Raw genomic sequence first — 26,796 nt, forward strand, 5'->3', positions numbered from 1 at the left:
TTTGACCGTTTTGACCCGTTGCATTTTTAAAAAGGGTCTGTTATATTCAAAGAGGTTCGAATGTAGGTTGTCTGACGTTTAACAACAGAAAAAGAAAGCGTTTCAAACGGTAGGACACATCTCGATTCGGGTATATCACATTATCAGGTTTCCCCAATATGAAAGGAGCACAACACCAATGAATATCATGAGCGTGGTTGGTATTTTGGCACTAATTGGAATCGCTTACATCTTCTCGACCAACCGTAAAGCCATCAAATGGCGCACCGTGCTTGCCGCTTTCGCGGTACAGTTTACGTTCGCCTTCCTCGTCCTCTTCACTACAGTAGGACGTAACGCGTTAGAATGGATCTCAGGAGGCGTCCAGAACGTCTTGAACACGGCGAACGCCGGGATTAGTTTCGTCTTCGGTACAGCTGTCGGCGGAGACAACTTCGTCTTCGCGTTCCAAGTGTTGACGATTATCGTCTTCATGTCGTCACTCATCGCACTTCTCTACTATGTAGGTGTCATGCAGTGGGTGATTCGTATCCTCGGTACGGCTCTCGCCAAAGCACTTGGCACGTCACGTAAAGAGTCGCTCTCAGCGACAGCGAACATCTTCGTCGGTCAGACGGAAGCGCCGCTCGTCATCAAACCTTACCTTCCAACGATGACACAATCGGAACTCTTCGCTGTCATGGTCGGTGGTCTCGCCTCGGTTGCCGGTTCAGTTCTTGCTGGATACGCTGCTCTTGGTGTACCGCTCGAGTACTTGCTCGCAGCGAGCTTCATGGCTGCTCCTGCTGGTCTCATGTTCGCGAAAATCATCGTCCCGGAAACAGACGTACCGGATGACGATATCGAAATCGCTGAAGATGAAGAGAACAAGGCAGCGAACTTCGTCGATGCAGCCGCTCGCGGTGCCTCTGACGGTCTCTTCCTTGCTTTGAACGTCGGTGCGATGCTTCTCGCCTTCGTTTCATTGATCGCGCTCGTTAACTTGATTCTCGGTGGAATCGGTGGCTTGTTCGGTTTCGACGGTCTCACGCTTCAATTGATTCTTGGTTATGTGTTCGCACCGCTCGCATTCGTGATCGGTGTGCCATGGGCAGATGCTGTTCAATTCGGTAGCTTCCTCGGACAAAAACTCGTGTTGAACGAATTCGTCGCTTTCTCTGAATTCGCACCAATCATCGGTTCTGGTGACCTCTCGGCACGTACGGAAGCTATGATCGCGTTCGCACTCTGTGGATTCGCCAACATCTCATCACTCGCCATCCTTCTCGGTGGTCTTGGTGGAATGGCGCCGAACCGTCGGAACGACATCGCGCGCATGGGTGTCCTCGCGATTCTCGCAGGTACGCTTGCCAACTTGATGTCAGCGACACTCGCTGGTCTTCTTCTCTAATCAAACACGGTATACTCAGAGTGATCACTTCGGTGGTCACTCTTTTTCGTTGTGACGTTTATGAATGAACAGCAAAAACCGACCGTAAGGCGGTCGGTTTCACTAGTGTTTATCATCCCTGACGAGGTATATCCACTTCTTGGAGTCTCGGCCAAGTGGCTTGCCAATTCTTTTTATTGATCCGGGCTCGATAAATATGATGGTGTGAAGCGTCGTTCGCAAAGGCTGGTGTGGGGCGGAGCTTCAGTCCGACAAGGTCGTCAACGCCGTAAGGAACGGCCAACCTTAAACGTCCGTTCTTGGCGAGACTGACACCGATGGCCGTGACCGTCTCAGGGAAATGGGCCAAGGCGTCGACCGCAGATTGATACGGTGGCAATTGATTGACCCGATGCATGCGGGCCTGGTTTTTGACCGACCAAGGGACGTTCGGTAACAGGTCGTGCAGTTGTGCCTCATACTGTTTTTCAATCGCCTCGTCGATGTGAGATCGGTCAAAGTAGATGACATCGACGTCCTCGGTCGGCGTCGGTACTTCGTAGCCGTGCGCGTCATCCCATATTTTTGCCCGCACGTATCCGGCACAAATCCACCAATCGGGTAAACCGAGCGAAGCGACGATTGTCAACAGACGCATCAGTTCCACATCAGTCTCTAAAAAATGGGTCACATCTTCAGTCGTGTTCAATCCATCTCCTCCTATTCTCTCATTAGCATAGCGTACCTATACAAAAAGCACCTAGACCGGGGTCTAGGTGCTTGTCAGTTACGCTTGAAGTTGCATGCGCTGACGTTCGATCCACGGCTTCAATTTGAGGAAGAGTGGGACGAACAAGGCGCTGATCAACAAGGCCTTAATGAAGTTGAACGGCAAGATACCGTATAGGACGAGGTCCGTTTTGACTGCCGGTTGCGCCATCTCGGTCATGCCGAAGAAGAACGCGTAGGCTGGTAAGATGAGCAAATAGTTCAAGATCGCCAAGCTGAGTGCCATCGTGATCGTACCGGCCACGAGGCCTGAAGCGAGCGCTTTATTCGTTTTACGTTTATGGTAGAACCATGCGACCGGATACATGAAGGCGACACCTGCAAAGAAGTTCGCGACTTCACCGACCGGAACGCCGCCACCGTTGAAGACATAGTAGAGGACGTTTTTTAGAGCGACGACCACGACGCCTGCGAGTGGGGAGAACACAATCCCGGCGACGAGCGCGGGAATGTCACTGAAATCCACTTTTAGGAACGGTGGTAGGAAAGGCAGCGGGAAGTTAAAGAGCATGAGGACAAAAGAAATGGCCCCGAGCATCGATAGCGTCACCAGTGTTGTCAATCGTTTGTTGCGCGTTGTTTTCATCAAAATCTCTCCTTTTGTCGCTCCTTGATGAATGGCACCCGTCGCATAGAAAAACCCGATTGTATCAAACAATCGGGAGAGTTTACGCGCATACGAAATAGATGTTCTCATCGGTGTTTAGACCACGCCGAAGAAAACATCCGGATATCGGTCGGATGCCGCCATCTTCTCCCATCCAGACTTTACTGTCGGCTTTCGAATCTCACGAAATCAGCAAGCAACGCCTTGCTCGCTCACGGGCTGAGAAGAACTAGTCTTCAATACCGCCGGTCGGGAATTTCACCCTGCCCCGAAGATGGAACGATTTAATTTTTTTTGTTACAGTTTAGTTATACAAGATATTTCACAAAATCTCAAGTCAGTTGACTTGAAGTTAAGATAACGAAGGAGGAGTTCAGATGATTCATTTGACAGAATCAGCCGCATTACAAGTCATCGATATGATGAAACAGACCGAACGCCCCGACGACCAGTACTTGCGGATCAAAGTGCAAGGGGGCGGGTGTACCGGCCTGTCTTACGGGATGGGGTTTGATGAGGATAAGACAGACAAGGACGTTCAGTTTGACCACTACGGTGTCCGGGTTATCGTCGCCGAAGCCGATCATGGGGTCGTCGACGGTCTCGAGATTGACTATAAGCAGTCGATGCTAGGAGGCGGCTTCACGATTAAAAACCCGAACGCCATCGCTACTTGCGGTTGTGGCTCGAGTTTCCGGACGGCGTCGAACGCCGGGACACCTGGGGATTGCTAAACGAAAGGCCAATCATGCCTCATGATTGGCCTTTTTTGTATTCAGTCTGTCTCTTCAATCAGAATTAATCGAATGAGTTTCGAAGCCGCGTCTAACTCGATTTGATGTTGCCAAGGACGAAACGCTGTGATTTTACACGTGTCGTTCGTGATGCGGAATGAACAGACGCTCTCTTCCTCTTGGTCAAGGACCGAGTAACGGCTGAAGTCCGATAAGCTTTGGTAAATGGCATATTGTGTCGGTAATTCACACGACCATCCTTTTTCTAATGTGATCTGATGCATGCGTCTCGCCTCTTTCTTGTCTATATATATAAGAATAACAAAAATATTCAAGGATGTGGAAGATTAGTCGAGAGGATGCAAGGGAAAATGAAAAGAGATGTCATTTCATGTAGGAGGGGCAGGGACGATGAGAAAAGTATTGATTTTCGGTGGCTCACGCTATTTTGGAAAGCGGTTGGCGCTTCGGTTGGCGGAGGCCGGTGACGATGTGACGATTGTGACGCGTGGACAACTGCAAGTACCCGAGGCGGAGGGCATCCGGTCGATCAAAGGGGACCGGCAGTCGGTGGCGACGATGAAAGATTTGTCACGCGACCATTACGACCTCGTCTATGACAATATTTGCTTTAACCCGTACCAGGCAAAGATCGCCTCGGACGCTTTCATGGACCAAGTCGGTAAATATGTGCTCACGTCGACTATGTCGGTTTATGCGCCAGGCGCCGAGTTGAAAGAAAGTGATTTCAATCCGCTCCATCATGACTATCATCTCGAATCCGAACATGATTACGGGCAAGGGAAGCGAGAGGCTGAATCTTATTTCTTCCATCGCGCCTCGTTCCCGGTCGCGACGGTCCGCTTGCCGATCGTGCTCGGACCCGACGACTATACAGACCGTCTCAAGTTTTATATCGACGCCGTCCGACGGGAAGAGCCGATCGTGCTGCATCACCCGGAAGCGAAGATGGGGTTCATCTCAAGTTTTGAGGCGGCCGCCTTTCTAGAATGGGTCGGTCGGGCGAACGTGACCGGGCCGTTCAACGCGGCGAGTGAAGGAGTCATCTCGCTCGGGGCACTCATGGAACAGATCGGTCATCACTTAAATAAACCGGTCCAGATCATCAAAGATGGCGAGTCATCGCCGTACGATACGGACGTCGACTATTATATGTCGATCGCCGAGGCGAAAAAGGCCGGTTTCGTCTTCACTCAACTCGACGACTGGCTTGACCGGGTCATTGTGCAAACAATCCGCAAATGAAAAATGGCCCTCATCGTGAAGATGGGGGCCACATCATTATTTCCCGGCAAATACCGAAGTCGAATGTTGCGGGTGACGCGCTGTCGGGTCGACGAGCTGCTTCACTTGGTTGATGGCGATTGGGGCTTCACCGAAGCCTGTCGCAATCAATTTCACTTTTCCTTCATAAGTCGCGATGTCACCACAGGCGAAGATGCCGGCGACCGTCGTCTCCATGCGTGAGTCGACGCGGATCGTGTTCTTCTCGAACTCCATGCCCCAGTTTTTGATTGGGCCGAGCGATGAGACGAAACCGTAGTTACAGATGAGGTCGTCGATTTCGACGAATTTCGATTCGCCGTCTTTGTCCGTCAATTCGACCGACTCGATGTGTGTCTCACCTGAAAGTGACTCAATGTTATATGGTGTCCAGACGTTGATCGTTGAGGCCTTCATCTGTTCGACCGTATGCTCGTGGGCACGGAAGCGGTCACGGCGGTGAACGATATGGACTTCCTTCGCAATTCCTTCGAGCATGAGCGCCCAGTCGACAGCCGAGTCACCGCCGCCGGCGATCATGACGCGACGATCACGGAATTTCTCCATGTTGTCGACGAAGTAATGAAGGTTGGCATAGTCTTCACAACCATCGAGACCGAGTGGTCGTGCGGCGAATGCCCCGTTCCCGGCCGTGATGATGATGGCTTTCGTATGGTACTCATCCTTGTTCGTCGTAATCTGGAACGTGCCGTCTTCAAGACGTTCGACCGTCTCGACCGTCTCCCCGAGGCGATAGTCCTGCTCGAACTGATCGGCTTGGGCTTTTAATTGGTCAATCAAATCTTGGGCTTTCACTTTCGGGAAGCCGGCGATGTCGTAAATATATTTTTCTGGATACAGTGTCGATAATTGTCCGCCGAGCTGCGGCAAACTTTCAATCAACGCCGTATCGAGTTGGCGCATACCTGCATAAAATGCGGTGAACAGTCCGACCGGGCCGCCACCGATGATGATCACATCTTTCGTCGATTTCATCGAATTCCTCCTCAAAACGTATACATCCATTATAGTGACAATCGTGAATTAAATCCATTCTGTACAAACATCCTATACATTCAAAAAAAATTCAAGAAGATAAGCTTTTCCATTGAGAAAACGAAATAAACAGCGTACAATGAACGAGAAGCAATTGTGAACATTGGTTGAACAAGGTTTAGGCTTTATTGTGAACATTCATGTGAAAAAACACACAACATGATTGTTCAAGAAAACAAAACTATCAAAACAAGGTGGAAATGAACATGAAACGACCTAACATTGTTATTCTTGGCGCAGGTTTCGGTGGACTCATCACAGCGGTGAACCTCCAGAAGACGCTCTCAGCTGGCGACGCGAACATCACGCTCATCAACAAGCATGATTACCATTACCAGACGACGTGGCTCCATGAACCAGCGGCCGGAACGATGAAACCGGAGCAAGCTCGTATCTACATCAACGACGTTGTGAACCCGTCACGCGTGAAATTTGTCAAAGGGATCGTCGATCGCGTCGATACTACGGCTAAACAAGTACTACTCGCAGACGGCTCGACTGTTGAATATGATTATGTCGTGTTCGCACTCGGCGGCATTCCAGAAACTTTCGGAATCCCAGGCCTCAAAGAGAACGCGATGACAATCAGTTCATTGAACAGCGTCCGTAAAATCAAAGAACATATCGAATACTCATTCGCACAATACAAGACGAACGGGTCGGCTGACCGCTCGTACGTGACAATCGTCGTCGGCGGCGCAGGTTTCACAGGTATCGAGTTCCTCGGTGAGCTCGTCAACCGTGTCCCTGAGCTTTGCAAGCAGTATGACGTGCCACGTGAAGCGGTTCGCATCGTGAACATCGAGGCGGCTCCGACCGTCCTTCCTGGTTTCGACCCAGAACTTACGACGTATGCACAGAAATGGCTCGAGCGTAACGGTGTCGAGATGAAACTCGGCAACGGCATCAAAGGCGTTGAGCCTGGCGTCGTCACGTTCGGTCCGCTTCAAGGCGACACGACGGAGACGATCGCAGCGAACACGATCCTTTGGACAGGTGGCGTGAGCGGTAGCCCGATCATCGAGAAATCTGGTTTTGAAGCGGTCCGTAACCGTGTCATGGTCGAGGCGGACAACCGCGCCCCAGGTCACGACAACGTCTTCATCATCGGTGACTGCTCGGCTGTCATGGATCCGGTCTCAAACCGTCCATACCCGCCGACTGCTCAAATCGCGACGCAACAAGCGCACAACGTAGCGAAAAACATCGCGGCGCTCATCAACGGAAAATCGACTTCGAAATTCACGTATGAGAGCAAAGGGACAGTCGCTTCACTTGGCCATAACGACGGCATCGGCATCGTCATGGGCAAAAAGATCTTCGGTCGCAACGCTTCATTCATGAAGAAAGTGATCGACAACAAACACTTCATCGAATTGAAGAAGTACGGTCTCGTCCTCAAAAAAGGTAAATTCTAAGCAATATGACCAAGTAGCCCGCTCATCCGAACGGGCTACTTTTTTTGATGACGCTTCATGGTTCACCTTTGACCTAAGAGAGGGCGATTCGGTATAATAGACAACGGGAAAAGGGGGCAATCGCATGCATATCATCCAGGCTGTCATTGGGGCGATTCTTTATTTGGTCATCTTCTTCAGCATCGGCTTCATTTTGAACATGCTACTTAAAAAAACATGGACGCTCGTGTTCATCTATCCGATTTTCGTCATTATGATGATTGATAACGTCAAGCTCTCGAGTTACATCACGGAGACATCGACCGCGCTCGCCAACGTTTACGAACGGGTGCTCGGACTTCAGTTTTTGGATGTGTTCATGCTTGGTTTCGGACTGCTCGGTGCGATTTTGGCCGGCGTCACGATCCGCTACTTGCGTAAGAGTGGTTACTCAATGTTTTAAAGACGGCAGAAATGTTCGTCTTTTTTGTTTTCTGCCTACTTTTTTAGAAGGCGAACCGATATACTAGATAAGATAACGATTTAATTAGTAAGGGATGCGATGAGAATGACATTACCGATGTATACGATCAAGAAAGTGTTGAATAATAGCGTTGTCATTTGCCAACATGATCCGGAACCGGAAGTCATTCTACTCGGGAAAGGGATTGGCTTCGGCAAGAAAGCGGGCGATCTCGTCGACCCGGCCAGTGTCCCGGAGAAAGTGTATCAACTGACAGATAAAGAAGAACAATCTCAATACCGTGAGCTCGTCAAACACGTCGATGAAGACTTTATTGCCTTCATGCAAGAAATCGTCGGCTTTATCGAGAACAACACAGGTAAAAAAGTCGATCAACATATCCATATCGGTTTGACCGACCACTTGTTCTTCACGATGAAGCGGATCGAACAAGGGATGGAAGTGACAAATCCGTTCTTGCTTGAGACCGAATCGCTCTATCCGAATGAGTACGCCTTGGCTGAACGAATCGTCGATATGATTCACGAGCGGCTCGACGTGCTGTTGCCGGACGCGGAGATCGGATTTATCGCGCTCCATATCCATTCGGCGACGACGTTTAAAAACGTCCTCGAGGTCAACCGGCACAACCAAATCATCGGGCAAATCGTTCAGACGATTGAGAGTCGTTTGAACGTCAAAATGGACCGGAGTTCACTCGATTATAAGCGCTTACTTCGGCACTTAAGGTACGCCGTTGAGCGGGTTGCGACGGGTGAGATGGTGGAGGCCCCACAAAAAATTGAAAAGGTATTGCGCGAAGAATATCCGCTATGCTATAGTACTGCTTGGGAGCTGATGGGCATCATGGAACGCGAATTAAAGCGTCCTGTCCCGCGAGGTGAAGCGACATATTTGACGATGCATCTCCAGCGCCTAACAAGTAGATAACTGATACCACGTATCTTACGTGTTACTGATTCGATCAGGCATGAGTAAGGAGTGGAACGCAACGATGTCTCCATTAGGAGAGGTCTACGTTCTATACCTTATTCATGCCTGTTTCTGTTTTTATAAACGTTTATTATGAAAACGTTTAGATACGTCGGTTGTCTGACATCTACAGTCGTCTTTCCGCACGAAACAATCACAAAAGGAGGATTTATCATGTTTAAGCAGATCTTTGGTGTTCTTCAAAAAGTCGGTAAAGCACTTATGCTTCCTGTAGCGATCTTGCCGGCAGCCGGTCTTCTTCTTGCATTCGGTAACGCGATGCAAAACCCGGCCCTCACATCACGCGCTGGTTGGTTAACGAACGCAGGCGTTGTGAAATTCGCTCAGCTCATGGAGCAAGCGGGTGGCATTATCTTCTCGAACTTAGCACTCTTATTCGCAGTCGGTGTCGCGATCGGTTTAGCAGGGGACGGCGTTGCCGGACTTGCAGCCATCGTCGGATTCCTCATCATGAACAAAGTAATGGGTGTTTGGCTCGAACTCACACCTGAAATCATCGCACAAGGTGACCCGGCTTACGCATCAGTACTTGGGATTCCAACACTCCAAACAGGGGTATTCGGAGGGATTATCGTCGGTCTGATTGCCGCATGGGCATACAATAAGTACTTCAACATCGAATTGCCGCAATTCCTTGGCTTCTTCGCTGGTAAGCGTTTCGTCCCAATCGTTACTGCAGTATTGGCAGTTGTCGCTGGTTTCGTTATGCTTCTCATCTGGCCACCAGTTCAACACGGCTTGAACACGTTCTCAAACTTCATGTTGACTGAAAACCGCACGTTCGCGGCATTCATCTTCGGTTTGATCGAACGTTCATTGATTCCATTTGGTCTTCACCACATCTTCTACTCACCATTCTGGTTCGAGTTCGGCTCGTACACGGATGCAGCGGGTAACATCGTTCGTGGTGACCAAGCGATCTTCTTCGCACAAATTCGTGATGGTGCCGAGCTCACAGCTGGTACGTTCATGACTGGTAAGTACCCGTTCATGATGTTCGGTCTTCCAGCAGCAGCACTCGCTATGTACCATGAAGCACGTCCTGAGCGTAAAGCAGTCGTCGGTGGTCTCTTGGCTTCGGCAGCACTTACATCGTTCTTGACTGGTATCACTGAGCCGATCGAGTTCTCATTCTTGTTCGTTGCTCCACTCTTGTTCGCAGTACACGCAGTCTTCGCTGGCCTTTCGTTCATGGTCATGCACATCTTGAACGTCAAAATCGGGATGACGTTCTCGGGCGGTTTGATCGACTACCTTCTCTTCGGTGTACTTCCTAACCGTACAGACTGGTGGCTCGTCATTCCAGTCGGTCTCGTGTTCGCAGTCGTTTACTACTTCGGATTCCGTTTCGTTATCCGTAAGTTCAACCTTAAAACACCGGGCCGTGAAGATGAAGTCGTTGAGCAATCAACTGCTACAGGTTCGGAACTTGCACAAGATATCCTCGTTGGTTTCGGTGGTTCACAAAACATCAAACACTTAGACGCATGTATCACACGTCTTCGCGTTGAAGTTAAAGATAAGAGCCAAGTCAACAAAGAAGAATTGAAACGCCTCGGGGCAGCTGGTGTCCTTGAAGTCGGTAACAACATTCAAGCCATCTTCGGACCACGTTCTGATGCATTGAAATCAGAAATGCAAGCGGTCATCGCTTCAGGTAACGAAAAGAAAGCAAACTGAATGAAGCTATAAGCCAATCCATTATGGATTGGCTTTTTTTGTATGGGTGAAACGGTTTCAGCCTACTGGCAGATGGGGAAAAGTAAGTATTCTGACAAAAGGAGGGAACCATGATGTGGAAGAAAGTGTTTGGTGTTTTGCAGCGGATCGGGAAGGCACTCATGCTTCCGGTTGCGATTCTACCGGCAGCCGGTCTATTACTCGCATTTGGTACCGCGTTCCAAAACCCTGATCTCGTTTCGCTCTTGCCTTTCTTGGCAAACGATTCACTCGTCCTCGTCTGGCAAGTTATGACAGATGCCGGGGATATCGTGTTTGCCAATCTAGGTCTATTGTTCGCCGTCGGTGTCGCCATCGGGCTAGCCAACGGGGACGGTGTTGCCGGGTTAGCAGCTATCGTTGGTTATTTGATTATGAACAAAGTTATCAGTACGTGGAACGGTATTACCGCGGAAATCGCCCAGGGAGACCCGGCCTATGCCACGGTACTTGGGATTCCGACGCTCCAAATGGGGGTATTCGGGGGTATTATCGCAGGTCTCATCGCCGCATTCGCGTACAACAAGTACTTCAACATCAAGTTGCCGGATTTCTTAGGGTTCTTCGCCGGGAAACGGTTCGTGCCGATCGCGACCGCCGCGTTCAGCTTGGTGATTGGGATTGCGCTCGCCTATATTTGGCCGCCAATCGGAACGGCCATCAATACGTTCTCGAGCACGATCATTGAAGCAAACGTCGCCGTCTCTGCCTTCGTCTTCGGTTTGGTCGAACGTTCTTTGATCCCGTTCGGTCTGCACCACATCTGGTACTCTCCGTTTTGGTTCCAGTTCGGGGAATATACGAACCAGGCGGGAGACCTTGTCCAAGGGGACCAACGGATCTTCTTCGCACAATTACGTGACGGAGTCGAGTTTACGGCCGGTACGTATATGACCGGGAAATTCCCGTTCATGATGTTCGGATTGCCTGCCGCTTGTCTCGCCATGTTCCACACGGTCCCGAAAGAGCGTCGTAAAGACGTCGAAGGACTTTACTTCTCAGCAGCCCTCACTTCATTCTTAACGGGAATCACCGAGCCGGTCGAATTCTCGTTCGTCTTCGTTGCACCTCTACTCTTTGGTATTCACGCCGTCTTTGCTGGACTATCCTTTATGACCATGCACTTGCTCAACGTAAAAATCGGGATGACGTTCTCAGGCGGACTCATCGACTATCTATTGTTCGGAGTGTTGCCGAACCGGACAGCCTGGTGGCTCGTCATTCCGGTCGGCCTCGTCTTCGCGGTCGTTTATTACTTCGGGTTCCGCTTCGCCATCACGAAATTCGATTTGAAAGTGCCGGGACGTGAAACCGTCGCTGAAGGAAAAGGAGCCCGAGCCGTCGTCGGAGACGATTTACCGTACGAAGTGCTCGTCGGTCTCGGCGGACCTGAAAACATCAAACACCTCGACGCCTGTATCACGCGTCTTCGCGTCACGGTGAACGATGTCAAACAAGTCGATAAAGACTTGCTCAAAGATTTGGGAGCGGCCGGAGTACTCGAAGTCGGAGATAATATTCAAGCCATCTTCGGACCGAAATCGGATACGCTCAAATCGCAAATCGCGGCCATCATCGAGGGCGGCGAATACAAGCCGAAAGAAAAAGCCGTCATCACACCGGAAGCGGCCGAACATGCCGATCATCGCTTCCTTGCCCCGATGTCAGGTGTCATCTTGTCACTTGATGACGTTCCGGACCAAGTCTTCTCGGGCCGCATGATGGGCGAAGGATTTGCCATCGAACCGAGTTCAGGACAAGTCGTTGCGCCGGTCACGGGACAAATCACGACGTTCTTCCCGACGAAACATGCGATCGGTCTACTTGCGGACGATGGACGCGAGATTCTTATCCATGTCGGACTCGATACGGTCAATCTGAAAGGCGAAGGTTTCGTCGCCAAAGTGAAAGAAGGCGACCGCGTCGAAGCGGGGGATGTCTTGCTCGACGTTGACCTCAATTTGATTCGCGACAAAGTCCCATCGCTCATCACGCCGATCATTTGGACGAACGGAGACGGCAAAATCGTCGTCGTCCCATTCGGAGAGACGGTCGTCGCCGGTGAAGCGCTCGACTTCAGAACGGATGATAAAGGAGCCGAGTAAACAAAAAAGAAGCTCTCGCAGCTGCGAGAACTTCTTTTTTTTGTTACTTCTTAATATCGAATTTTTCACTGAGGAAGTTCACGACTTCTTCAGCTGTATCCATGTTGAGGACGTCGTTGACGATCGCTTCTGTTTCTGACTTCGTCAAACGCTTCACGAGGCTACGTGCGCGAAGGACGCTTGAAGCTGACATCGAGAACTCGTCAAGGCCAAGTCCGAGAAGGATTGGAATCGCGAGCTCTTCTCCAGCCATCTCGCCACACATGCCGACCCATTTGCCAGCTTTATGTGCTTCTGTGATGACGTTGTGGAGAAGGTTCAAGATGGCCGGGTTGAACGGTTGGTACAAGTACGAGACTTTCTCGTTCATGCGGTCCGCTGCCATCGTGTATTGAATCAAGTCGTTCGTGCCGACTGAGAAGAAGTCGACTTCTTTCGCGAATTGCTTCGCCATGACGGCAGTCGATGGAATCTCGACCATCATCCCTGTCTCGTAGTTACCGACAGCGATGCCTTCTGCTTTCAACTTCGCTTCTTCTTCGAGAAGGAGCGCTTTCGCCGCGCGGAACTCTTCAAGTGTCGCGATCATTGGGAACATGATGGCGAGGTCACCGTGCGCTGAGGCACGGAGAAGGGCGCGAAGTTGTGTGCGGAACAAGTCCGTCTCTTCGAGGCAAAGGCGAATTGCGCGATAGCCGAGGAACGGGTTCATTTCTTTTGGAAGGTCGAGGTAAGACAATTCTTTATCTCCACCGATATCGAGCGTACGGATGACGACTTGTTTGCCGTCCATACCTTCGAGTACTGCTTTATAGGCTGTATATTGCTCTTCTTCCGTCGGGAACGTTTCTGAGTCCATGTAGAGGAACTCGGTCCGGTAAAGACCGATGGCGTCAGCGCCGTTTTTCAACACGCCTTCGAGGTCGTTCGGTGTACCGATGTTTGCCGCAAGTTTGACTTTATGGCCGTCGGCTGTGACCGACTCTTCGTTGACGAGCTGTTTCAACTCTTCTTTGTAAGCTTCGAATGAAGCACGTTTTTCAACGTATTCATTGACGAGTTCTTCAGACGGGTTGACGAAGACGTCGCCTTCTGTCCCGTCGATGACGACGAGGTCGCCGTTCTTGATTTCTTCGAGCGCTATTTTTGTTCCGACGACAGCAGGGATCTCGAGTGAGCGAGACATGATCGCTGAGTGAGACGTACGTCCACCAATGTTTGTCGCGAAACCTTTGACGTATTTACGGTTGAGTTGCGCCGTGTCAGACGGTGTCAAATCTTCAGCGATGATGATGACTTCTTCAGAAATCGACGCAGGCGTCATGAATGTGACACCGAGGATATGCGCCATGACGCGTTTTGTGACGTCACGAACGTCGGCAGCGCGTTCACGCATGTACTCGTTATCCATCGATTCAAAGATCATGACCATCATTTGAGCGACTTCATCGAGTGCTTTCGCAGCGTTCATGTGTTCGCTTTCAATTTTGTCGTTCACTTGTGAGACGATCTCAGGATCTTCGACGATGAGCAAGTGTGCCGAGAAGATCTCTGCCTTGTCTTCACCGAGTTCACGAAGTGTGATCTCGCGAATTTCTTCGAGTTCTGTCTTCGACTGAGCGATCGCCGCTTGGAAACGGGCTTTCTCAGCTGCTACGTCCTCGATTTTGTTTGTCGGGATGTCAAATGAAGGTGTCTCCATGACGAATGCTTTCGCAACTGCGATTCCTGCAGATGCGCCAATACCTTTAATGTGTGACATAAGCGTAGTCCCTCTCTTCAAAGAAATAGTGGTTTCCAACGTTATCTCGTTAGTTCTTACCCGAAATGAAAAAGGAACTAACGAAAACCTGGAAGATTAAAGTAGCAACGGTCTACTACTAGGGGAAGCCTCGACCGAACAAAATGGCCTCGCCTCAACAGGGAGGGATGCCTGATTGCGTACTTTCTTATCCTATCATAAAATAAATCATCGTCACAACGAGGAGTTAACGCCTGAATTCGAAGATTTATTGACTCTTGCGCATACTGTTTCATTATTTGGCAGAAGTTCGTTATGCTAACCATATATAAAGAAGGGAAGTGGCAAACATGTATCAAGTGAAAGACTTAGATTGGAACGGCTCATATGACACAATCGTCGTGGGGATCGGCGCTGCCGACACGATTGAGCAAGGACTCGATTCATTGTTTAATGGACGCGTCAAAGCATTGATTCAATCGGCAGATATTTCAACGAAAACAGGTGAAGTCTCCATCGTCCCGACGTTTGAGGGAACGGTTAAACGGATCCTATTCGTCGGTCTCGGACAACGGAACGAAAATACGGTTGAAAATGTGCGCAATTGGTTCGGGAAAGTCGCCAAACACATCAAAGCCCGGGCCTTCACGGACGTCGCAGTCGCCCTCGACACGTTCGGACCGAATACGGCGAAACTGTTTGCTGAAGCGTATGAGATGGCGACGTATGAGCATCCTACATACAAATCAGAGCCGAAACCGACGAAACCGGACGTAACGATCACGTTGCTCGGAGCTGATGCAGAGGAAGAGGCGCTAGCAGGTGCAGCTTACGGACGTGGTGTGAATGTGGCGCGGTCGCTCACTATGATGCCAGCCAATATTTTGACGTCGGAAACGCTCGCGGACTATGCGGTCGAGTTGGCCGAACGTCACGGCTTTGAACATCGCATCATTGAAAAAGAAGAGATGGAAGGGCTCGGAATGGGCGCGCTTCTCGCCGTCAACCAAGGGTCGACGATCCCGCCGAAGTTGATCGTGCTCGAATATCGCGGAGCTGGAGACGAGGCGCCTGTCGCTGTCGTCGGAAAAGGCATCACGTTTGATACGGGCGGTTACTCGATCAAGCCGAAAGACGGCATCGTCGGTATGAAAGGGGATATGGGCGGCGCCGCGACGGTACTTGGTTTATTCGAGACGCTCGCGACGACGAAACCGAACGTGAACGTCATCGGTGTCATCCCATCGACGGACAACATGATCTCAGGGGACGCATTCAAGCCGGACGATGTCATCACGGCGATGAACGGGAAGACGATTGAAGTGCTTAACACGGATGCGGAAGGTCGTCTCGTCCTCGCCGACGCCGTTACCTTTGCCAAGACGTATGAACCGCAAGCCATCATCGATGTGGCCACGCTCACGGGCGGTGTGCTCGTCGCACTCGGTACGGAAGTGACTGGTTGCCTGACGAACGATGCGTCGCTCTATGGCGCCTTAGAAGCTGCGAGCCGTGACACGAACGAACTCGTCTGGCAGATGCCATACTTCGATGTCTTCATCAACCAAGTGCGTAAGTCGGAAGTCGCCGACTTGAACAACTCACCGGGCCGTTACGGTCATATGATTTTCGGCGGCGCTTTTGTCGGTGAGTTCGTCGGGGACACGCCTTGGCTCCATCTCGACATCGCTGGGACGAGCGAACGTTCGTCGGCGAGCGACCTCGGACCAAAAGGACCGACTGGCGTCATGGTGCGCACACTCGCCTCGATGCTCGAAGGATGGAAACGTTGAAAATTGGATTTGTATTGATCGGTTTGGCCGTCGTCTCCGGTTTCGGATACACGGCTTGGCCAAGCCGTTGGTTGTTAGGAGTGACCGTCTTTTGCGCGGTGCTCGGAGTGTTGTTTTTGATGCAGGAGGGACGCCGTGGTCGGAGTAGGAATTGATGGCGCGCGCGGGGGTTGGGTACGAATCACGTACGACAGCATCTCGCTCTGTTTGACCATCTCAGAGAAGTTGGAAGATTTATTGATCGAAGGGGCCGTGCATTTTGTCGATATGCCGAAAGACTTAGGGTCGATCGACAAGCCGGGCCGAACGTGTGACGCGTGGATGCGGTCGCAACTAAAAGAGCGGAAGTCATCGATCTTCACACCACCGATTCAAGAAGTGGTAACAGAAGCATCGTATGAGACGGCCAACGCGAGAAGTCGCGAACTAGTCGGAAAAGGAATCAGCAAACAAGCGTGGAACCTTGTGCCGCGGATTCGAGAGTTTCAAACGATCGCTGAAACGGACGTCTATGAGTCACACCCGGAAGTGTGCTTCGCTGTCATGACCGGGAACGAGGCGCGTTTCAGCAAGAAGACCGAGGCGGGAGAGCTCGAACGGATCGAGTTGTTGCGCCGCTATTCAAAAAGCTCGCCCTGGAAGTGGAAGATGTCGAACGTACAAGTCGATGATATTATCGACGCCTGTATTTTGGCCGTGGCCGCCTATGAGGCGGGAACGACTGGGATGGTGACGCATCCTGACCAAACTGAAGGAGCGCCGTTCGTGGCGGTACCGAAGACAAAAGAGCGATGACGCGTCATCGCTCTTTTGGTGTCGTCGGCCCGAGGACGAATCTCCACATATAGTGAAACACTTGGGCGTTATAGAGCGCCTTGAGCAGAACGGCCAAGACCGGTCCTAAAATGAAGCCGAGCACCCCGAACAGTTGCAAACCGACAAAAATCGAGATGAGGGCGGCGAGCGGGTCAAGTCCAATGTGAGAACCAACGATTTTCGGTTCAGCCAAGTTACGTTGGACGATGACGACGATATACAAGATGACGAGGCCGATGGCGAGGAACCAGTCGCCGCTCACGGCGGCATAGGCGGCCCATGGCAATAACAGCGTCCCGACGCCGAGGTACGGCAACAAGTCGAAGATGGCCGCTAAAAGTGCGAAAGAGAATGGATTGTCGACCCGCAGGATGAACATGCCGACAAGGACGATCCCGAACGTAATGGAGATAAGCGTCAATTGGGCCCGGACGTAACCGAACAGGGCCGAGCGCAAATTGGTCATGACCAGTTCAAATTCCTTGAAGCCTTTTCGCTCATTCAAGCGCGCGATGGACCGCATGTAGACGTTCCAGTCTTTCGTGATGAAGAACCAGGCGAGCACGATGACGATGAACAAGAGCAAGACAAGCGGTAAGGCGCTGAGGATATCTTGCAGTAAACCGGCGACCCCTCGTGACAAGACGCCGATCGCGGCTCCGAGCTGGACCCCGATCTCGGTGATCCCGCCTTCGAGCGAGTTCGTCTGTCCCGGATTGAGCCGCTGGACGCTGTCATACGCATCATTGACGAACGGGGCAATTTTTTCGTTGAACATGCGTTGTATGTATTCGGTGAACGTTTCAATCTGGTCGGGAAGTTTCTCGGCGGCGATCGTCAAGTAACGGATGAGTTGAGTCACCACGATGGCAATCACACCGCTGACGACACTCATGACGATCAACAAGGAAGCGAGCGTCCCAAGAGCCCGGGGCAATTTGGTCTCGCGTTCGAACCAATTGACGAGCGGGACGGTCAACAAGGATAACAAGAAGGCGAACACGAAAGGATACGTGTACGTAAAGAGGACGCTCAGTCCCCAAATGACGAAGACGAGCCCGATAATGACGAGCAGGAAACGAAGTAACTGCCAAAGCCTGGCTGGCGACACGACACATGGCCCCTTTCCTAACGATTGGATTGAGCATAGTATACCACGCAACCGGTAAATATAGAGGATGGATAGGTGATTAAACATGAAGGAATTACAACGACGAATCGATCGGATGATTATTCATTTAGGCGGCTACTGGCGGCCGCTGTCGGGGTTGGCCCGGCTGTTAGAAGAAGTGGGCGAAGTTGGTGGCGCGCTCTATGCAGACGACCGAGTCGCCCTGCGAGAAGAGCTGATGGACGTCTTCGTTATTTCGACGTGTCTGGCGAATCAATATGCCATCACCCTCACGAATCAAACGACAGACCGTGACGAGACGAAAGAAGAACGTAGCTACTACCGCCTCGTGCGCGAAGCGGGGGAAGTTGGCCGCATATTAAATGCCTATGAAGGCGATAAAAAATTGAAGGCGTCCGCGACGCCGGGATCGTTGCAACGACACATCGAGGCCGTTCAACAGGCGGTCATGGAACTTGCCGACATGAATGGATTTGACCTATTCGCGGAGATCGCCTCGTTGATCGAAGACAAGTCGTCCCGAGACTTCGGACGCTTCGACCATACCCCCGACCCGATTACGGAAGATTCGGTCCGCACGTATCGTTCTTATGTGGAAGGACGATACTGGGGCGGGGTGAAGGCTAAACCTTTCGAAGAAGTGAGCCGATATAGAGAGCGGGAAGGGCACTTGGCGCGGTTTTTAAAGATCGCCGAAGTCGAGGGACTCGATGGGTTTGTCATTCGACAACCTGAGCCGCCTTTCCAAATCGATCGCTCCATCGAGACTGATTTGCAACTAGCGGCCCCTTTCGCCGTCGAGATCGAGCGACATGGCACTGACACGTTTTGGATTGTGCGAAAACAAGGGTAAAAACATTCACCTTTTTTGTAAAAAGTATTCATCATTTTTTCAAATATTTACTTTTTTAATAAAAGCAATGTGCTACTATGAAGGTGTTGTCAGTCGCGATGTGCGTATGAAGAAAGGAATATTTTGGATGAATATGAAGCTTTTTAAACTTGCCCTCATCATGACCATTGTCTTGTTTTCAATCCAAATACCCGCGGTAGAAGCCGCTACTTTGGACGGAGAGACGACAGTCAACTTGAACGTTCGCTCTGCACCAAGCACGAGCGGAAAATTGATACAAACGCTAAAAAAGGGAACAAAAGTAAAATATGTAATTTATAACAAATCGTGGAGTAAGATATATTTAAACAATCGAACGTACTATGCTTCCGCCCAGTACATCAAGCGGATCCCGTCCCAATCCACGACGGTCACGAAGCAAGCTGCCACTTCGACGGGTGTGACGACCGTCAACTTGAACATCCGTGTGTCGGCCCATAGCAAGGCGACCGTGTACCGGACGCTTAAAAAAGGCACGACCGTTCAATATGCCGTGCATAACTCGTCTTGGGCGAAAGTGTACTTGAACGGGAAGACGTATTATGCGGCCAAGGCATATATTGCCCCGAAAGCCGTCGCATCGACACCAGCCCGTGAAACAGGCTATACGAATCGTGATTTGAAGTTGTTCGGCGAACGGAATCAGCGTTCGGCGGTGTTGAAGGTGTTGCCGGCTAAGTCAGCGGTCGTCTCGAGCAAATATAACTCGAGCTGGTCGGTTGTCTACGTTGGCAGTAGCACATATTATACGCCGACGGCATGGATCACGCCGGGAACTTTGAAACCGAGTGCGGCAAAAGTAAACGGTCATGCCAACCGTGAGTTGAAGTTGTTTGGCGAGCGCAATCAGCGTTCGAAAGTGTTGAAAGTATTGCCGGTCACGACGGAAGTCGTCTCGAGCAAATATAACTCAAGCTGGTCGGTCGTCTATGTCGGAAGCGAAACGTATTATGCGCCGACGGCATGGATTACGCCTGGGGCACCGACGATGCCTCCGCCGACGACGAAACCGCCAGTCGTAAAAGTCGATGGTCATGCCAACCGCGAGTTGAAACTGTTCGGCGCGCGCAACCAACGTTCGACGGTGTTGAAAGTGTTGCCGGCCAAGTCGGCGGTCGTCTCGAGCAAATATAACTCGAGTTGGTCGATCGTCTACATCGGCAGCAAAACATATTACACGCCGACGGCATGGATCACACCGGGAGCGCCGCCGGTAACGAAACCGCCGACGACGAAACCGCCTGTCATTCAAAAAGTAACAGGATATGCGAACCGAAATGCCAACCTGTTCAAGAAGACGCTTCAATCATCACCGGTCGCTCGTGTGTTGCCGAAGTATACGCCGGTGACGTACAGCAAACATAACTCGAGCTGGTCGGTCGTCTATATCGGGTCGGACACGTTCTATACCCCGACAGCTTGGTTGTCGGCCGGGAAGGCCCCGGCCGCCCCTGCGGCGACGCCTAAAGGGAAAGTGTACACGAACACACCAGGGGACGTCTTGAACGTCCGGGCGAGCGCCTCGGCGAGCTCGACGATTCTCGGCCGACTCGCCCATGGCACTCAAGTCGACCATTACGGCTCGACGAACGGCTTTTATAAAATCAAGTACAATGGTCGCGACGGCTACATCTCGACGGCTTACGCGATGACGCTCAAACCGAGCGCGACGAGCAACGCCGTCATCGTCCTCGATGCGGGCCATGGAGGCGGTGACCCGGGAGCGGTGAATGGATCGCTCTATGAGAAGACGATCGTTCTCGATGTGACGAAACGAGTCGAGGCGTATCTTCGTTCGAAGTATGACTACCAAGTCCGGTTGACGCGCTCGACAGATGTCTACTTGACGCTCGACCAACGCGTTCAGACGGCAAAAACGCTTCGCGGTAACTTGTTCGTCAGCTTGCACACGAATGCGGCGACGACTCAGTATGCTAAAGGTGTCGAGACGTTCTATTCGTCTTATTCAGCCCACAGTTCGAAGAGCCGTGTGCTCGCGACGAACATTCAATCCAATTTGATGGGCAAGATGTCCGGGATGACGAACCGCGGTGTGAAGACGGCGAACTATTATGTGATTCGTTATAATACGATGCCATCGGCCCTCGTCGAACTCGGATTCATCTCTTCGCCGCAAGACGTCACGCATTTACGGAGCAACGCCTCACGCCAACGGATGGCGGAAGGTGTCGCTGAAGGGATCGCTCAGTACGTACGCGCTTATCATTAAATTTCATCCATCAAAAACGCCCCGACTCATCGTGAGTCGGGGCGTTTTGTGCTTATAGGTCGTCGAAGCCGTTGGCGTCGGTGACTTTCGCGTAAGAGCGTGACTTCTGTTCGAAGAAGTCGGATTTCGTGGCATTCAATGAATCGTCTGAGTATGCACGAATCCACGGCATGACGTCCTCGTTGAACCCTTCATACAGATCGTTCAAGCCGATGACGCGGAGGCGTTTGTTGGCGAGGTACTTGACGTAATCGCGCATCTCGCTGACGTCGAGCCCGTCGAGGTCGCGAAGGACGTATTCGCACCATTCGACCTCGAGGTCGACGGCTTCCGCCATCGTGTCATAGACGAACTGGCTGAAGCTGCCGTCGGCGTCGATCTCCGGGTTTTCCGTCAAGACGGCCCGGAGTAACTGGCTGACGAAATACGAGTGTTGCATCTCGTCACGCTGGATGTAGCTGATCATCGTCGACGTGCCGACCATCTTCTGGTGACGGGCCAAGTTGTAGAAGTAGGCGAAACCGGAATAGAAGTTGATGCCTTCGAGAATGATTGAGGCGACGAGCGACTTGGCGAACGTCTCGGCCGTCTGGTCGGCCCGGAAGTCCTCGTATAAGTCCAAGATGAACTGATTCCGTTTCATGACCATCTCGTCGTCCTTGGCGATATCGAAGATGCGATTTTGCTCGCTGAGCGGGACGAGGCTCGAGAGGACGTAGCTATATGATTGGTTATGGACGACTTCTTGTTGGGCGATGACGGCGAGCACGGCGTGCACCGACGAATCTGATGAGAACATCGATGACTCGAGGATATAGCGCGTCTGTACCGAGTCGAGGATCGACAACAACCCGATGATGCGTTTGAAGGCGTCTTGTTCACGCTCGCTCAACTGCGGCCATTGCTGCATGTCTTTCGACATCGAGATCTCATCCGGGATCCAGAAGTTTGAGAGCAATTGTTTATAGATGGTGTAAAACTGCGGGTAGGCGATGTCGTTCCAATTGACGATGGAACTCGTCTCGCCCCCGATAATGGCAGTCGCCCGGTTAGGATGTTTGGGCGACAGTAGTTTGATCTTTTGAATGGTCATGGACATATACTCCTTCTTCGGTGTTTCTAGCCAACCGTTCGGCCCAATGACGGACGTTGTACGGTTGATTGCGCGGTGACTGCTCGATTTTCAATGTCTCACCGGCGAGGGGAATTCCGTATTTCGAAAGGTGGTAGGCCATCTCGTCGACCGCCCGACAGAAGTGGACGAACATCTTGTCACCTGTCCCAAACACGGCGGCTTGGCGGAGCGGCACATTAAGTTCTTTCAAGACGAGACGGAACGTGTCTTTCATCTCGTCCGGCAAGACGCCGTCCGCCCACGTATACGACCCGAAGTAAACGAGGTCGTACGTGGCGAGTGATTGGGCTTCGCGATGGCCGATGCGGTCCGCTTCATACAGGCCGACGTGGTCGCCCCGATGGACGTGGGTCGCCTGAATCAGTTCGGCGACCTCTTCTGTATTCCCGCTCATCGAACTATAGACGATTGCGACGTTCATGGTTGGTCCCACCTTTCTGTTACGTGACGTTACGAAGCACACGATTCACATTCGTCGACTTCAACGGTCGTCGAACGCGTGTAGTAGATTGATTTCATTCCGAGTGACCACGCCTCAAGGTGCATCGCCAACATTTCGGTCGCCTTCACGTCGTTTTTGACGTATAGGTTGAAGCTGATCGCTTGGTCGATGTGACGCTGACGGGCCGCGTTTTGACGGATGCTCCAGAGCTGGTCGACTTCGAACGCTGATTTATAGAACCAGTTCGTCTCCGGGTTGAGGTCAGGGACCGTCACCGGGATCTTATAGTTTTTCTTCTCTTCCGAGTAGACCTTCTTATAGATTGGATCAATCGAGGCGGTGCTGCCGGCGATAATGGCCGTCGACGAGTTCGGTGCGACCGCCATCATGTAGGCGTTGCGGACACCGTTTTGATGAACCGCTTCCGCGAGGCCGTCCCAATCGAGTTCATCGTGTGAGCGGTAGTTACGGCGTTTGAAGTACTCACCCGTATGCCACTCCGATCCTTCGAAGACACCGAATGCGCCTTTTTCTTTAGCTAATTCCATTGACGCTTGAATCGTGAGGTAAGCAATCTTCTCATATAGCTTTTCCGCGTACTGGACGGCGTCGACCGATTCCCAACGGATGCCTTCGAGGGCGAGCAGGTGATGCCAACCGAACGTTCCGAGTCCGACGGCGCGGTATTTTTGGTTTGTGATCATCGCTTGCGGTACTTCGATCGTATTCAAGTCGATGACGTTGTCGAGCATCCGCATTTGAATCGGGATCAGTCGTTCGAGCACATCTGACTTCACGGCCCGGGCGAGGGCGATCGAGCTCAAGTTACAGACGACGAAGTCACCAGGTGTTTTCGTGATGACGATTTTTCCGTCCGCTGTGTACTCTTCGTCGATCGTCGTCGGTGACATGTTTTGCGCGATCTCTGAACAGAGGTTCGAGCTGTAGATCATGCCGGCGTGTTTGTTCGGGTTAGCGCGGTTCACGGCGTCACGGAAGAACATGTATGGGGTTCCTGTCTCGAGCTGTGAACGCATGTAGCGTTTGACGAGGTCGATGGCCGGTACCGTTACGCGCGAGAGCTCCGGGGTATTGACACACGCCATGTATTTCTCAGTGAACGAACCACCATTTTCCGTCTCATCGTAGAAGTCTTCAAGGCTGAAGCCCATGACCGTACGAATCTCGTGCGGGTCGAACAAGTGCCAGTCGCCACGTGCTTCGACCGTACGCATGAACAAGTCGGGCAAGCAGACGCCTGTGAACAAGTCATGAGTCCGAAGGCGCTCGTCCCCGTTGTTCAATTTCGCATCGAGGAACTCAAAGATGTCCTTATGCCAAATGTCGAGGTAGACGGCGATCGAGCCTTGGCGCATGCCGAGCTGGTCGACCGAGACGGCCGTGTTGTTCAGTTGCTTCATCCAAGGGAGCGCGCCGCTCGAGACGCCTTTGAAGCCTTTGATGTCGCTGCCGCGTGAGCGGATCTTGCCGAGATAGACGCCGATTCCGCCGCCGCCTTTCGAGAGCGTGGCCACATCTGTGTTCGAGTCGTAGATGCCGCGGAGCGAGTCGTCGACCGTGTCGATGAAACATGAGCTGAGCTGCCCGTACGATTTCCCGGCGTTCGAGAGCGTCGGTGTAGCAACCGTCATATAGAGGTTCGATAGTGCCCAATACGCTTCTTCGACGAGTTTCACACGTTGGTCAGCGTTCTCTTTTTGCATGAGCGTCATGGCGATGACCATGAACCGCTCTTGCGGCAACTCGTACAAGTTTTTGACGTGGTCGCGGCCGAGGTAACGGTCTGCTAACGTCCGGAGACCGATGTATGTGAACATGCGGTCACGTGACGGGTCAATCAACGTCTCCAAGTAGGCGATGTCTTCTTTCGAGTACGTATCGAGTAGTGCCGAGGTGAAGATGCCTTTTGTCGTGAGCGTCTCAATCATTGGATAGAGAGCGCCGTAACGCATCGAGGCGTCATAACCGCGGTTACGGGCCGCTTCTAAATAGAGGCGGTTTAAGTACATTTCTGTGGCGACGAACGTCCAGTCCGGCTCTTCAGCCTTCAACATATCGAGGGCGTGCATCGTCAAGAGTTCATATACTACATCTTGTGTCAGTGTCTTTCCTTCGAGCGCCCGGACGGCTCGTTCTTCGTATCGTTCGACACTAAGCTGTGGGTAGCGTTGTTTTAATGATTGGATCAATGTCGAGACGTCAGTAAGTGTTGGCGCAGCAGCCAACATCGTCTCGTGATGGATAGGGGATGTCAAAACGATCACTCCTTCTTCGGATGTAGATATTATAAAGGTATAGCGGAACTTGTCCGATTCGACGTCAATGATGGATGAACGTGATAAATATCCGTTAACTATATATTGACGTTTTCTTGTCTTTTTAATCATAAATCACCTATATTTAGTTTTGCAATCTTGACATTCGGCAAACTGTCGACGCCTAGATTACTTTTACTCAAAAACGGCGCTATCATCCGATTTGAGATGAGATATGAGATAGAAAAAAATTAAATTGACGTTTGCGTGAGAACGCGTGCAATTTTATGTAAGCGGTCAATCATGAACCGGATGTCCAAATAAACGATAAATTCATTGGATTTCGTCCTATCTTCTATTCATTTTATGATTTGAGCGATTACTATATATAGTGACGACTGTTTTTTCAAAACGAGGGAAATTCGAACGCTCACTAGCATCGAACTGAAAAGTGAGGTAGATTGAGGGAGTACGATTTGAAATCAAGGTAAAAAGAAGGGTTTAACAAATGAGAGCAGAAGACTTATTATTAGCATGGGACCCACTCGGTTACGGGCTTGGGTCGTATGGACCAGAGTTTGACGATATCGCCTTGGCGCTCATTCACGTCGATTCGATCGATCAATTGGATGACGTGATTCGACAGATCTTGACAGACGCTTTTGGCGACTGTCCAAGTGAACCAGAAACACGGGCCATGGCGGCACGACTACTCGCGTCTTCAGAATCTTGTCAACTATAAGGGGGAACCACGATGTTACGTATCGATCCAACACCGAATCCAAATGCAATGAAAATTACACTTCCTGAGAACGTCTTCGGCGCGAAAAGCCAAAGCGTGAAAGCCGGCGAAGAGACGGACCAACCGCTTCTCGCAAAACTCGTCGCCATCGAAGGCGTCGAGAGCGTATTCGCCTATGGCGATTTCGTCACGGTATCGAAAGAAAACGGCGTCAGCTGGGAAGCCATCTTGCCGCACGTCGAAACTGCTTACCGCGGATGAACCCGCTCGTTTCCATCGTCATCCCGGTCCATTCGCGGGAGACGGAACTGACGGAACTGCTCGAATGTCTGGTCGTCCAGACGTTCGGGGAGTTCGAAGTACTTGTGATCAATAATGACGGGCCGCCAAAGCAGCATCTTTTGGCGCCTTTTTTGAATCGATTATCGATTCGATATATCGATCTTGGCGAGAATCATCACGTCAAAGCCCGCAATCGCGGCGTACAGGAAGCGAGCGGCGACTATATCCTGTTGCTCGACGATGATGATTTACTCATGCCGACCCATATCGAACAAGCGCTCGAGGACATCCGTTCGGCCGACCTCGTCTTCACGGACGCGGAACTGTTCCGCTTTACGTGGGAAGATGGGCGCCGTCGCGTCACCGACTGGGAGGCATTCGCCTACGCCCTCGATTTGGAGCGCCTTCGCCAAGACTCGACGTTTATCCCGTCTGGTACGCTCTATCGAAAACAGCTCCACGAGACGATTGGATCGTTCGACGAGGACGTCTATAACTACTGGGATTGGGATTTCATTCTACGTGTCAGTGAGGTCGGGACGATTCGTCATCCGGCCCGCGCGACGGTGCTCTATGCGTTCAATGGCACCGACAACTTGTCGGCCAAACAAGACGAGACGCGCCGTCGTTACTTTGATCGGTTCTGTCACAAGCACGGTTTGGTCAATATGGAAATGAAGAACTTCCATATCGTCCAAGCCGAACGACGGGACTATGTGAGACAGACAGAGAGAACGTTCACAGGGGCGTTCCCCGGTAGAACGGAAGGAGAATAACT

23 protein-coding genes, 2 pseudogenes and 1 riboswitch are annotated in these 26,796 nt (G+C 51.5%); of the genes and pseudogenes, 16 read left to right on the forward strand and 9 right to left on the reverse strand.

Translation table 11 applies throughout. The features are described from left to right. The first annotated feature begins 178 nt into the window (after positions 1-178). On the forward strand, positions 179-1,390 hold the full coding sequence (locus tag KNP86_RS04110; RefSeq protein ID WP_029595115.1) for a NupC/NupG family nucleoside CNT transporter: 1,212 nt from the start codon (positions 179-181) through the stop codon (positions 1,388-1,390). Positions 1,391-1,502: 112 nt separating this feature from the next. On the opposite strand, the gene KNP86_RS04115 is transcribed toward KNP86_RS04110, so the two are convergent. Next, positions 1,503-2,027, reverse strand: a complete 525-nt coding sequence (locus tag KNP86_RS04115) for a nucleotidyltransferase family protein (protein WP_214753388.1) — start codon at positions 2,025-2,027, stop codon at positions 1,503-1,505. A gap of 129 nt (positions 2,028-2,156) precedes the next feature. Continuing rightward, complete coding sequence (locus KNP86_RS04120) at positions 2,157-2,744, reverse strand: ECF transporter S component (RefSeq protein ID WP_029595118.1); 588 nt, start codon at positions 2,742-2,744, stop codon at positions 2,157-2,159. 159 nt (positions 2,745-2,903) lie between these two features. Continuing rightward, a riboswitch (FMN riboswitch) is annotated at positions 2,904-3,045 on the reverse strand. 97 nt (positions 3,046-3,142) lie between these two features. Here KNP86_RS04120 and KNP86_RS04125 point away from each other — a divergent pair. Then, the gene (locus KNP86_RS04125; RefSeq protein ID WP_029595119.1) at positions 3,143-3,499 is read left to right on the forward strand and encodes a HesB/IscA family protein; all 357 of its coding nucleotides are present in this window, start codon (positions 3,143-3,145) and stop codon (positions 3,497-3,499) included. Between the two features lie 41 nt (positions 3,500-3,540). On the opposite strand, the gene KNP86_RS04130 is transcribed toward KNP86_RS04125, so the two are convergent. Next, positions 3,541-3,783: a hypothetical protein gene (locus KNP86_RS04130; protein ID WP_029595120.1), complete on the reverse strand. Its 243-nt coding sequence runs from the start codon at positions 3,781-3,783 to the stop codon at positions 3,541-3,543. Positions 3,784-3,910: 127 nt separating this feature from the next. Here KNP86_RS04130 and KNP86_RS04135 point away from each other — a divergent pair, with 127 nt between their 5' ends. Next, entirely contained in the window at positions 3,911-4,765 is an 855-nt protein-coding gene (locus KNP86_RS04135; RefSeq protein ID WP_214753006.1) for an NAD-dependent epimerase/dehydratase family protein, read from the forward strand. 36 nt (positions 4,766-4,801) lie between these two features. Here the strand turns inward: KNP86_RS04135 and KNP86_RS04140 are convergent, their stop codons facing one another. Beyond that, positions 4,802-5,779, reverse strand: a complete 978-nt coding sequence (locus KNP86_RS04140) for an NAD(P)/FAD-dependent oxidoreductase (protein WP_034778371.1) — start codon at positions 5,777-5,779, stop codon at positions 4,802-4,804. 266 nt (positions 5,780-6,045) lie between these two features. Here KNP86_RS04140 and KNP86_RS04145 point away from each other — a divergent pair, with 266 nt between their 5' ends. The 5 genes and pseudogenes from KNP86_RS04145 to ptsG (KNP86_RS04165) all read left to right on the forward strand — a co-directional run. After that, positions 6,046-7,257, forward strand: coding sequence for an NAD(P)/FAD-dependent oxidoreductase (locus KNP86_RS04145; RefSeq protein ID WP_214706576.1), 1,212 nt, complete (start codon positions 6,046-6,048; stop codon positions 7,255-7,257). 124 nt (positions 7,258-7,381) lie between these two features. Next, a complete protein-coding gene (locus KNP86_RS04150; RefSeq protein ID WP_021065526.1) occupies positions 7,382-7,699 on the forward strand; it encodes a YuiB family protein in 318 nt (105 codons plus the stop codon). 105 nt (positions 7,700-7,804) lie between these two features. Continuing rightward, positions 7,805-8,650: a glucose PTS transporter transcription antiterminator GlcT gene (gene glcT / locus KNP86_RS04155; protein WP_021065527.1), complete on the forward strand. Its 846-nt coding sequence runs from the start codon at positions 7,805-7,807 to the stop codon at positions 8,648-8,650. A 216-nt stretch (positions 8,651-8,866) separates the two neighbouring features. Next, positions 8,867-10,366 (forward strand): annotated as a pseudogene (gene ptsG / locus KNP86_RS04160) (glucose-specific PTS transporter subunit IIBC); the annotation flags it as partial. Positions 10,367-10,506: 140 nt separating this feature from the next. After that, positions 10,507-12,444, forward strand: a pseudogene (gene ptsG / locus KNP86_RS04165) (glucose-specific PTS transporter subunit IIBC); the annotation flags it as partial. A 136-nt stretch (positions 12,445-12,580) separates the two neighbouring features. On the opposite strand, the gene ptsP reads toward ptsG (KNP86_RS04165), so the two are convergent. Further along, entirely contained in the window at positions 12,581-14,299 is a 1,719-nt protein-coding gene (ptsP, locus tag KNP86_RS04170) for a phosphoenolpyruvate--protein phosphotransferase (RefSeq protein WP_214753008.1), read from the reverse strand. A gap of 329 nt (positions 14,300-14,628) precedes the next feature. On the opposite strand from ptsP, the gene KNP86_RS04175 reads away from it, so the two are divergent. Genes KNP86_RS04175 through KNP86_RS04185 form a run of 3 tightly spaced genes read left to right on the forward strand, consistent with a single transcriptional unit; the run spans position 14,629 to position 16,866 of the window. Continuing rightward, positions 14,629-16,071 (forward strand): leucyl aminopeptidase, encoded by a 1,443-nt coding sequence (locus tag KNP86_RS04175; RefSeq protein ID WP_214753010.1) that lies wholly within the window; start codon positions 14,629-14,631, stop codon positions 16,069-16,071. Beyond that, a complete protein-coding gene (locus KNP86_RS04180) occupies positions 16,068-16,226 on the forward strand; it encodes a hypothetical protein (RefSeq protein ID WP_161787546.1) in 159 nt (52 codons plus the stop codon). Before KNP86_RS04175 ends, KNP86_RS04180 begins: the two co-directional genes overlap by 4 nt. After that, positions 16,207-16,866: a DUF429 domain-containing protein gene (locus tag KNP86_RS04185; RefSeq protein ID WP_214753012.1), complete on the forward strand. Its 660-nt coding sequence runs from the start codon at positions 16,207-16,209 to the stop codon at positions 16,864-16,866. The genes KNP86_RS04180 and KNP86_RS04185 overlap by 20 nt, the downstream gene beginning before the upstream one ends. Positions 16,867-16,870: 4 nt before the next feature. Here KNP86_RS04185 and ytvI read toward each other — a convergent pair whose 3' ends face one another. Continuing rightward, entirely contained in the window at positions 16,871-17,998 is a 1,128-nt protein-coding gene (gene ytvI, locus KNP86_RS04190) for a sporulation integral membrane protein YtvI (protein ID WP_034778354.1), read from the reverse strand. 85 nt (positions 17,999-18,083) lie between these two features. On the opposite strand from ytvI, the gene KNP86_RS04195 reads away from it, so the two are divergent. Both KNP86_RS04195 and KNP86_RS04200 read left to right on the forward strand, forming a co-directional pair. Continuing rightward, a complete protein-coding gene (locus tag KNP86_RS04195) occupies positions 18,084-18,872 on the forward strand; it encodes a MazG nucleotide pyrophosphohydrolase domain-containing protein (protein WP_034778353.1) in 789 nt (262 codons plus the stop codon). A gap of 127 nt (positions 18,873-18,999) precedes the next feature. Continuing rightward, the gene (locus tag KNP86_RS04200; RefSeq protein ID WP_052090144.1) at positions 19,000-21,141 is read left to right on the forward strand and encodes an N-acetylmuramoyl-L-alanine amidase; all 2,142 of its coding nucleotides are present in this window, start codon (positions 19,000-19,002) and stop codon (positions 21,139-21,141) included. A 52-nt stretch (positions 21,142-21,193) separates the two neighbouring features. On the opposite strand, the gene KNP86_RS04205 is transcribed toward KNP86_RS04200, so the two are convergent. Genes KNP86_RS04205 through KNP86_RS04215 form a run of 3 tightly spaced genes read right to left on the reverse strand, consistent with a single transcriptional unit; the run spans position 21,194 to position 24,994 of the window. Continuing rightward, entirely contained in the window at positions 21,194-22,234 is a 1,041-nt protein-coding gene (locus tag KNP86_RS04205) for a ribonucleotide-diphosphate reductase subunit beta (RefSeq protein ID WP_034778351.1), read from the reverse strand. After that, positions 22,191-22,697 (reverse strand): flavodoxin domain-containing protein, encoded by a 507-nt coding sequence (locus KNP86_RS04210; protein ID WP_034778349.1) that lies wholly within the window; start codon positions 22,695-22,697, stop codon positions 22,191-22,193. The genes KNP86_RS04205 and KNP86_RS04210 overlap by 44 nt, the downstream gene beginning before the upstream one ends. A gap of 29 nt (positions 22,698-22,726) precedes the next feature. Next, positions 22,727-24,994, reverse strand: a complete 2,268-nt coding sequence (locus KNP86_RS04215; protein WP_034778347.1) for a ribonucleoside-diphosphate reductase subunit alpha — start codon at positions 24,992-24,994, stop codon at positions 22,727-22,729. Between the two features lie 508 nt (positions 24,995-25,502). On the opposite strand from KNP86_RS04215, the gene KNP86_RS04220 reads away from it, so the two are divergent. The 3 genes from KNP86_RS04220 to KNP86_RS04230 are packed head-to-tail and all read left to right on the forward strand — an operon-like array spanning position 25,503 to position 26,794. Further along, positions 25,503-25,736, forward strand: a complete 234-nt coding sequence (locus KNP86_RS04220) for a DUF1871 family protein (protein ID WP_034778345.1) — start codon at positions 25,503-25,505, stop codon at positions 25,734-25,736. A gap of 12 nt (positions 25,737-25,748) precedes the next feature. Beyond that, positions 25,749-25,997: a NifU N-terminal domain-containing protein gene (locus tag KNP86_RS04225; RefSeq protein WP_034778343.1), complete on the forward strand. Its 249-nt coding sequence runs from the start codon at positions 25,749-25,751 to the stop codon at positions 25,995-25,997. Continuing rightward, positions 25,994-26,794 carry a glycosyltransferase family 2 protein gene (locus tag KNP86_RS04230; protein WP_214753014.1) on the forward strand — a complete coding sequence of 267 codons (801 nt, stop codon included), beginning with the start codon at positions 25,994-25,996 and terminating at the stop codon, positions 26,792-26,794. Before KNP86_RS04225 ends, KNP86_RS04230 begins: the two co-directional genes overlap by 4 nt. The last annotated feature ends 2 nt before the right edge of the window (positions 26,795-26,796 follow it).

This window comes from Exiguobacterium sp. s16, from assembly GCF_018618115.1.
Taxonomy (GTDB): Bacteria; Bacillota; Bacilli; order Exiguobacteriales; family Exiguobacteriaceae; genus Exiguobacterium; species Exiguobacterium mexicanum_A.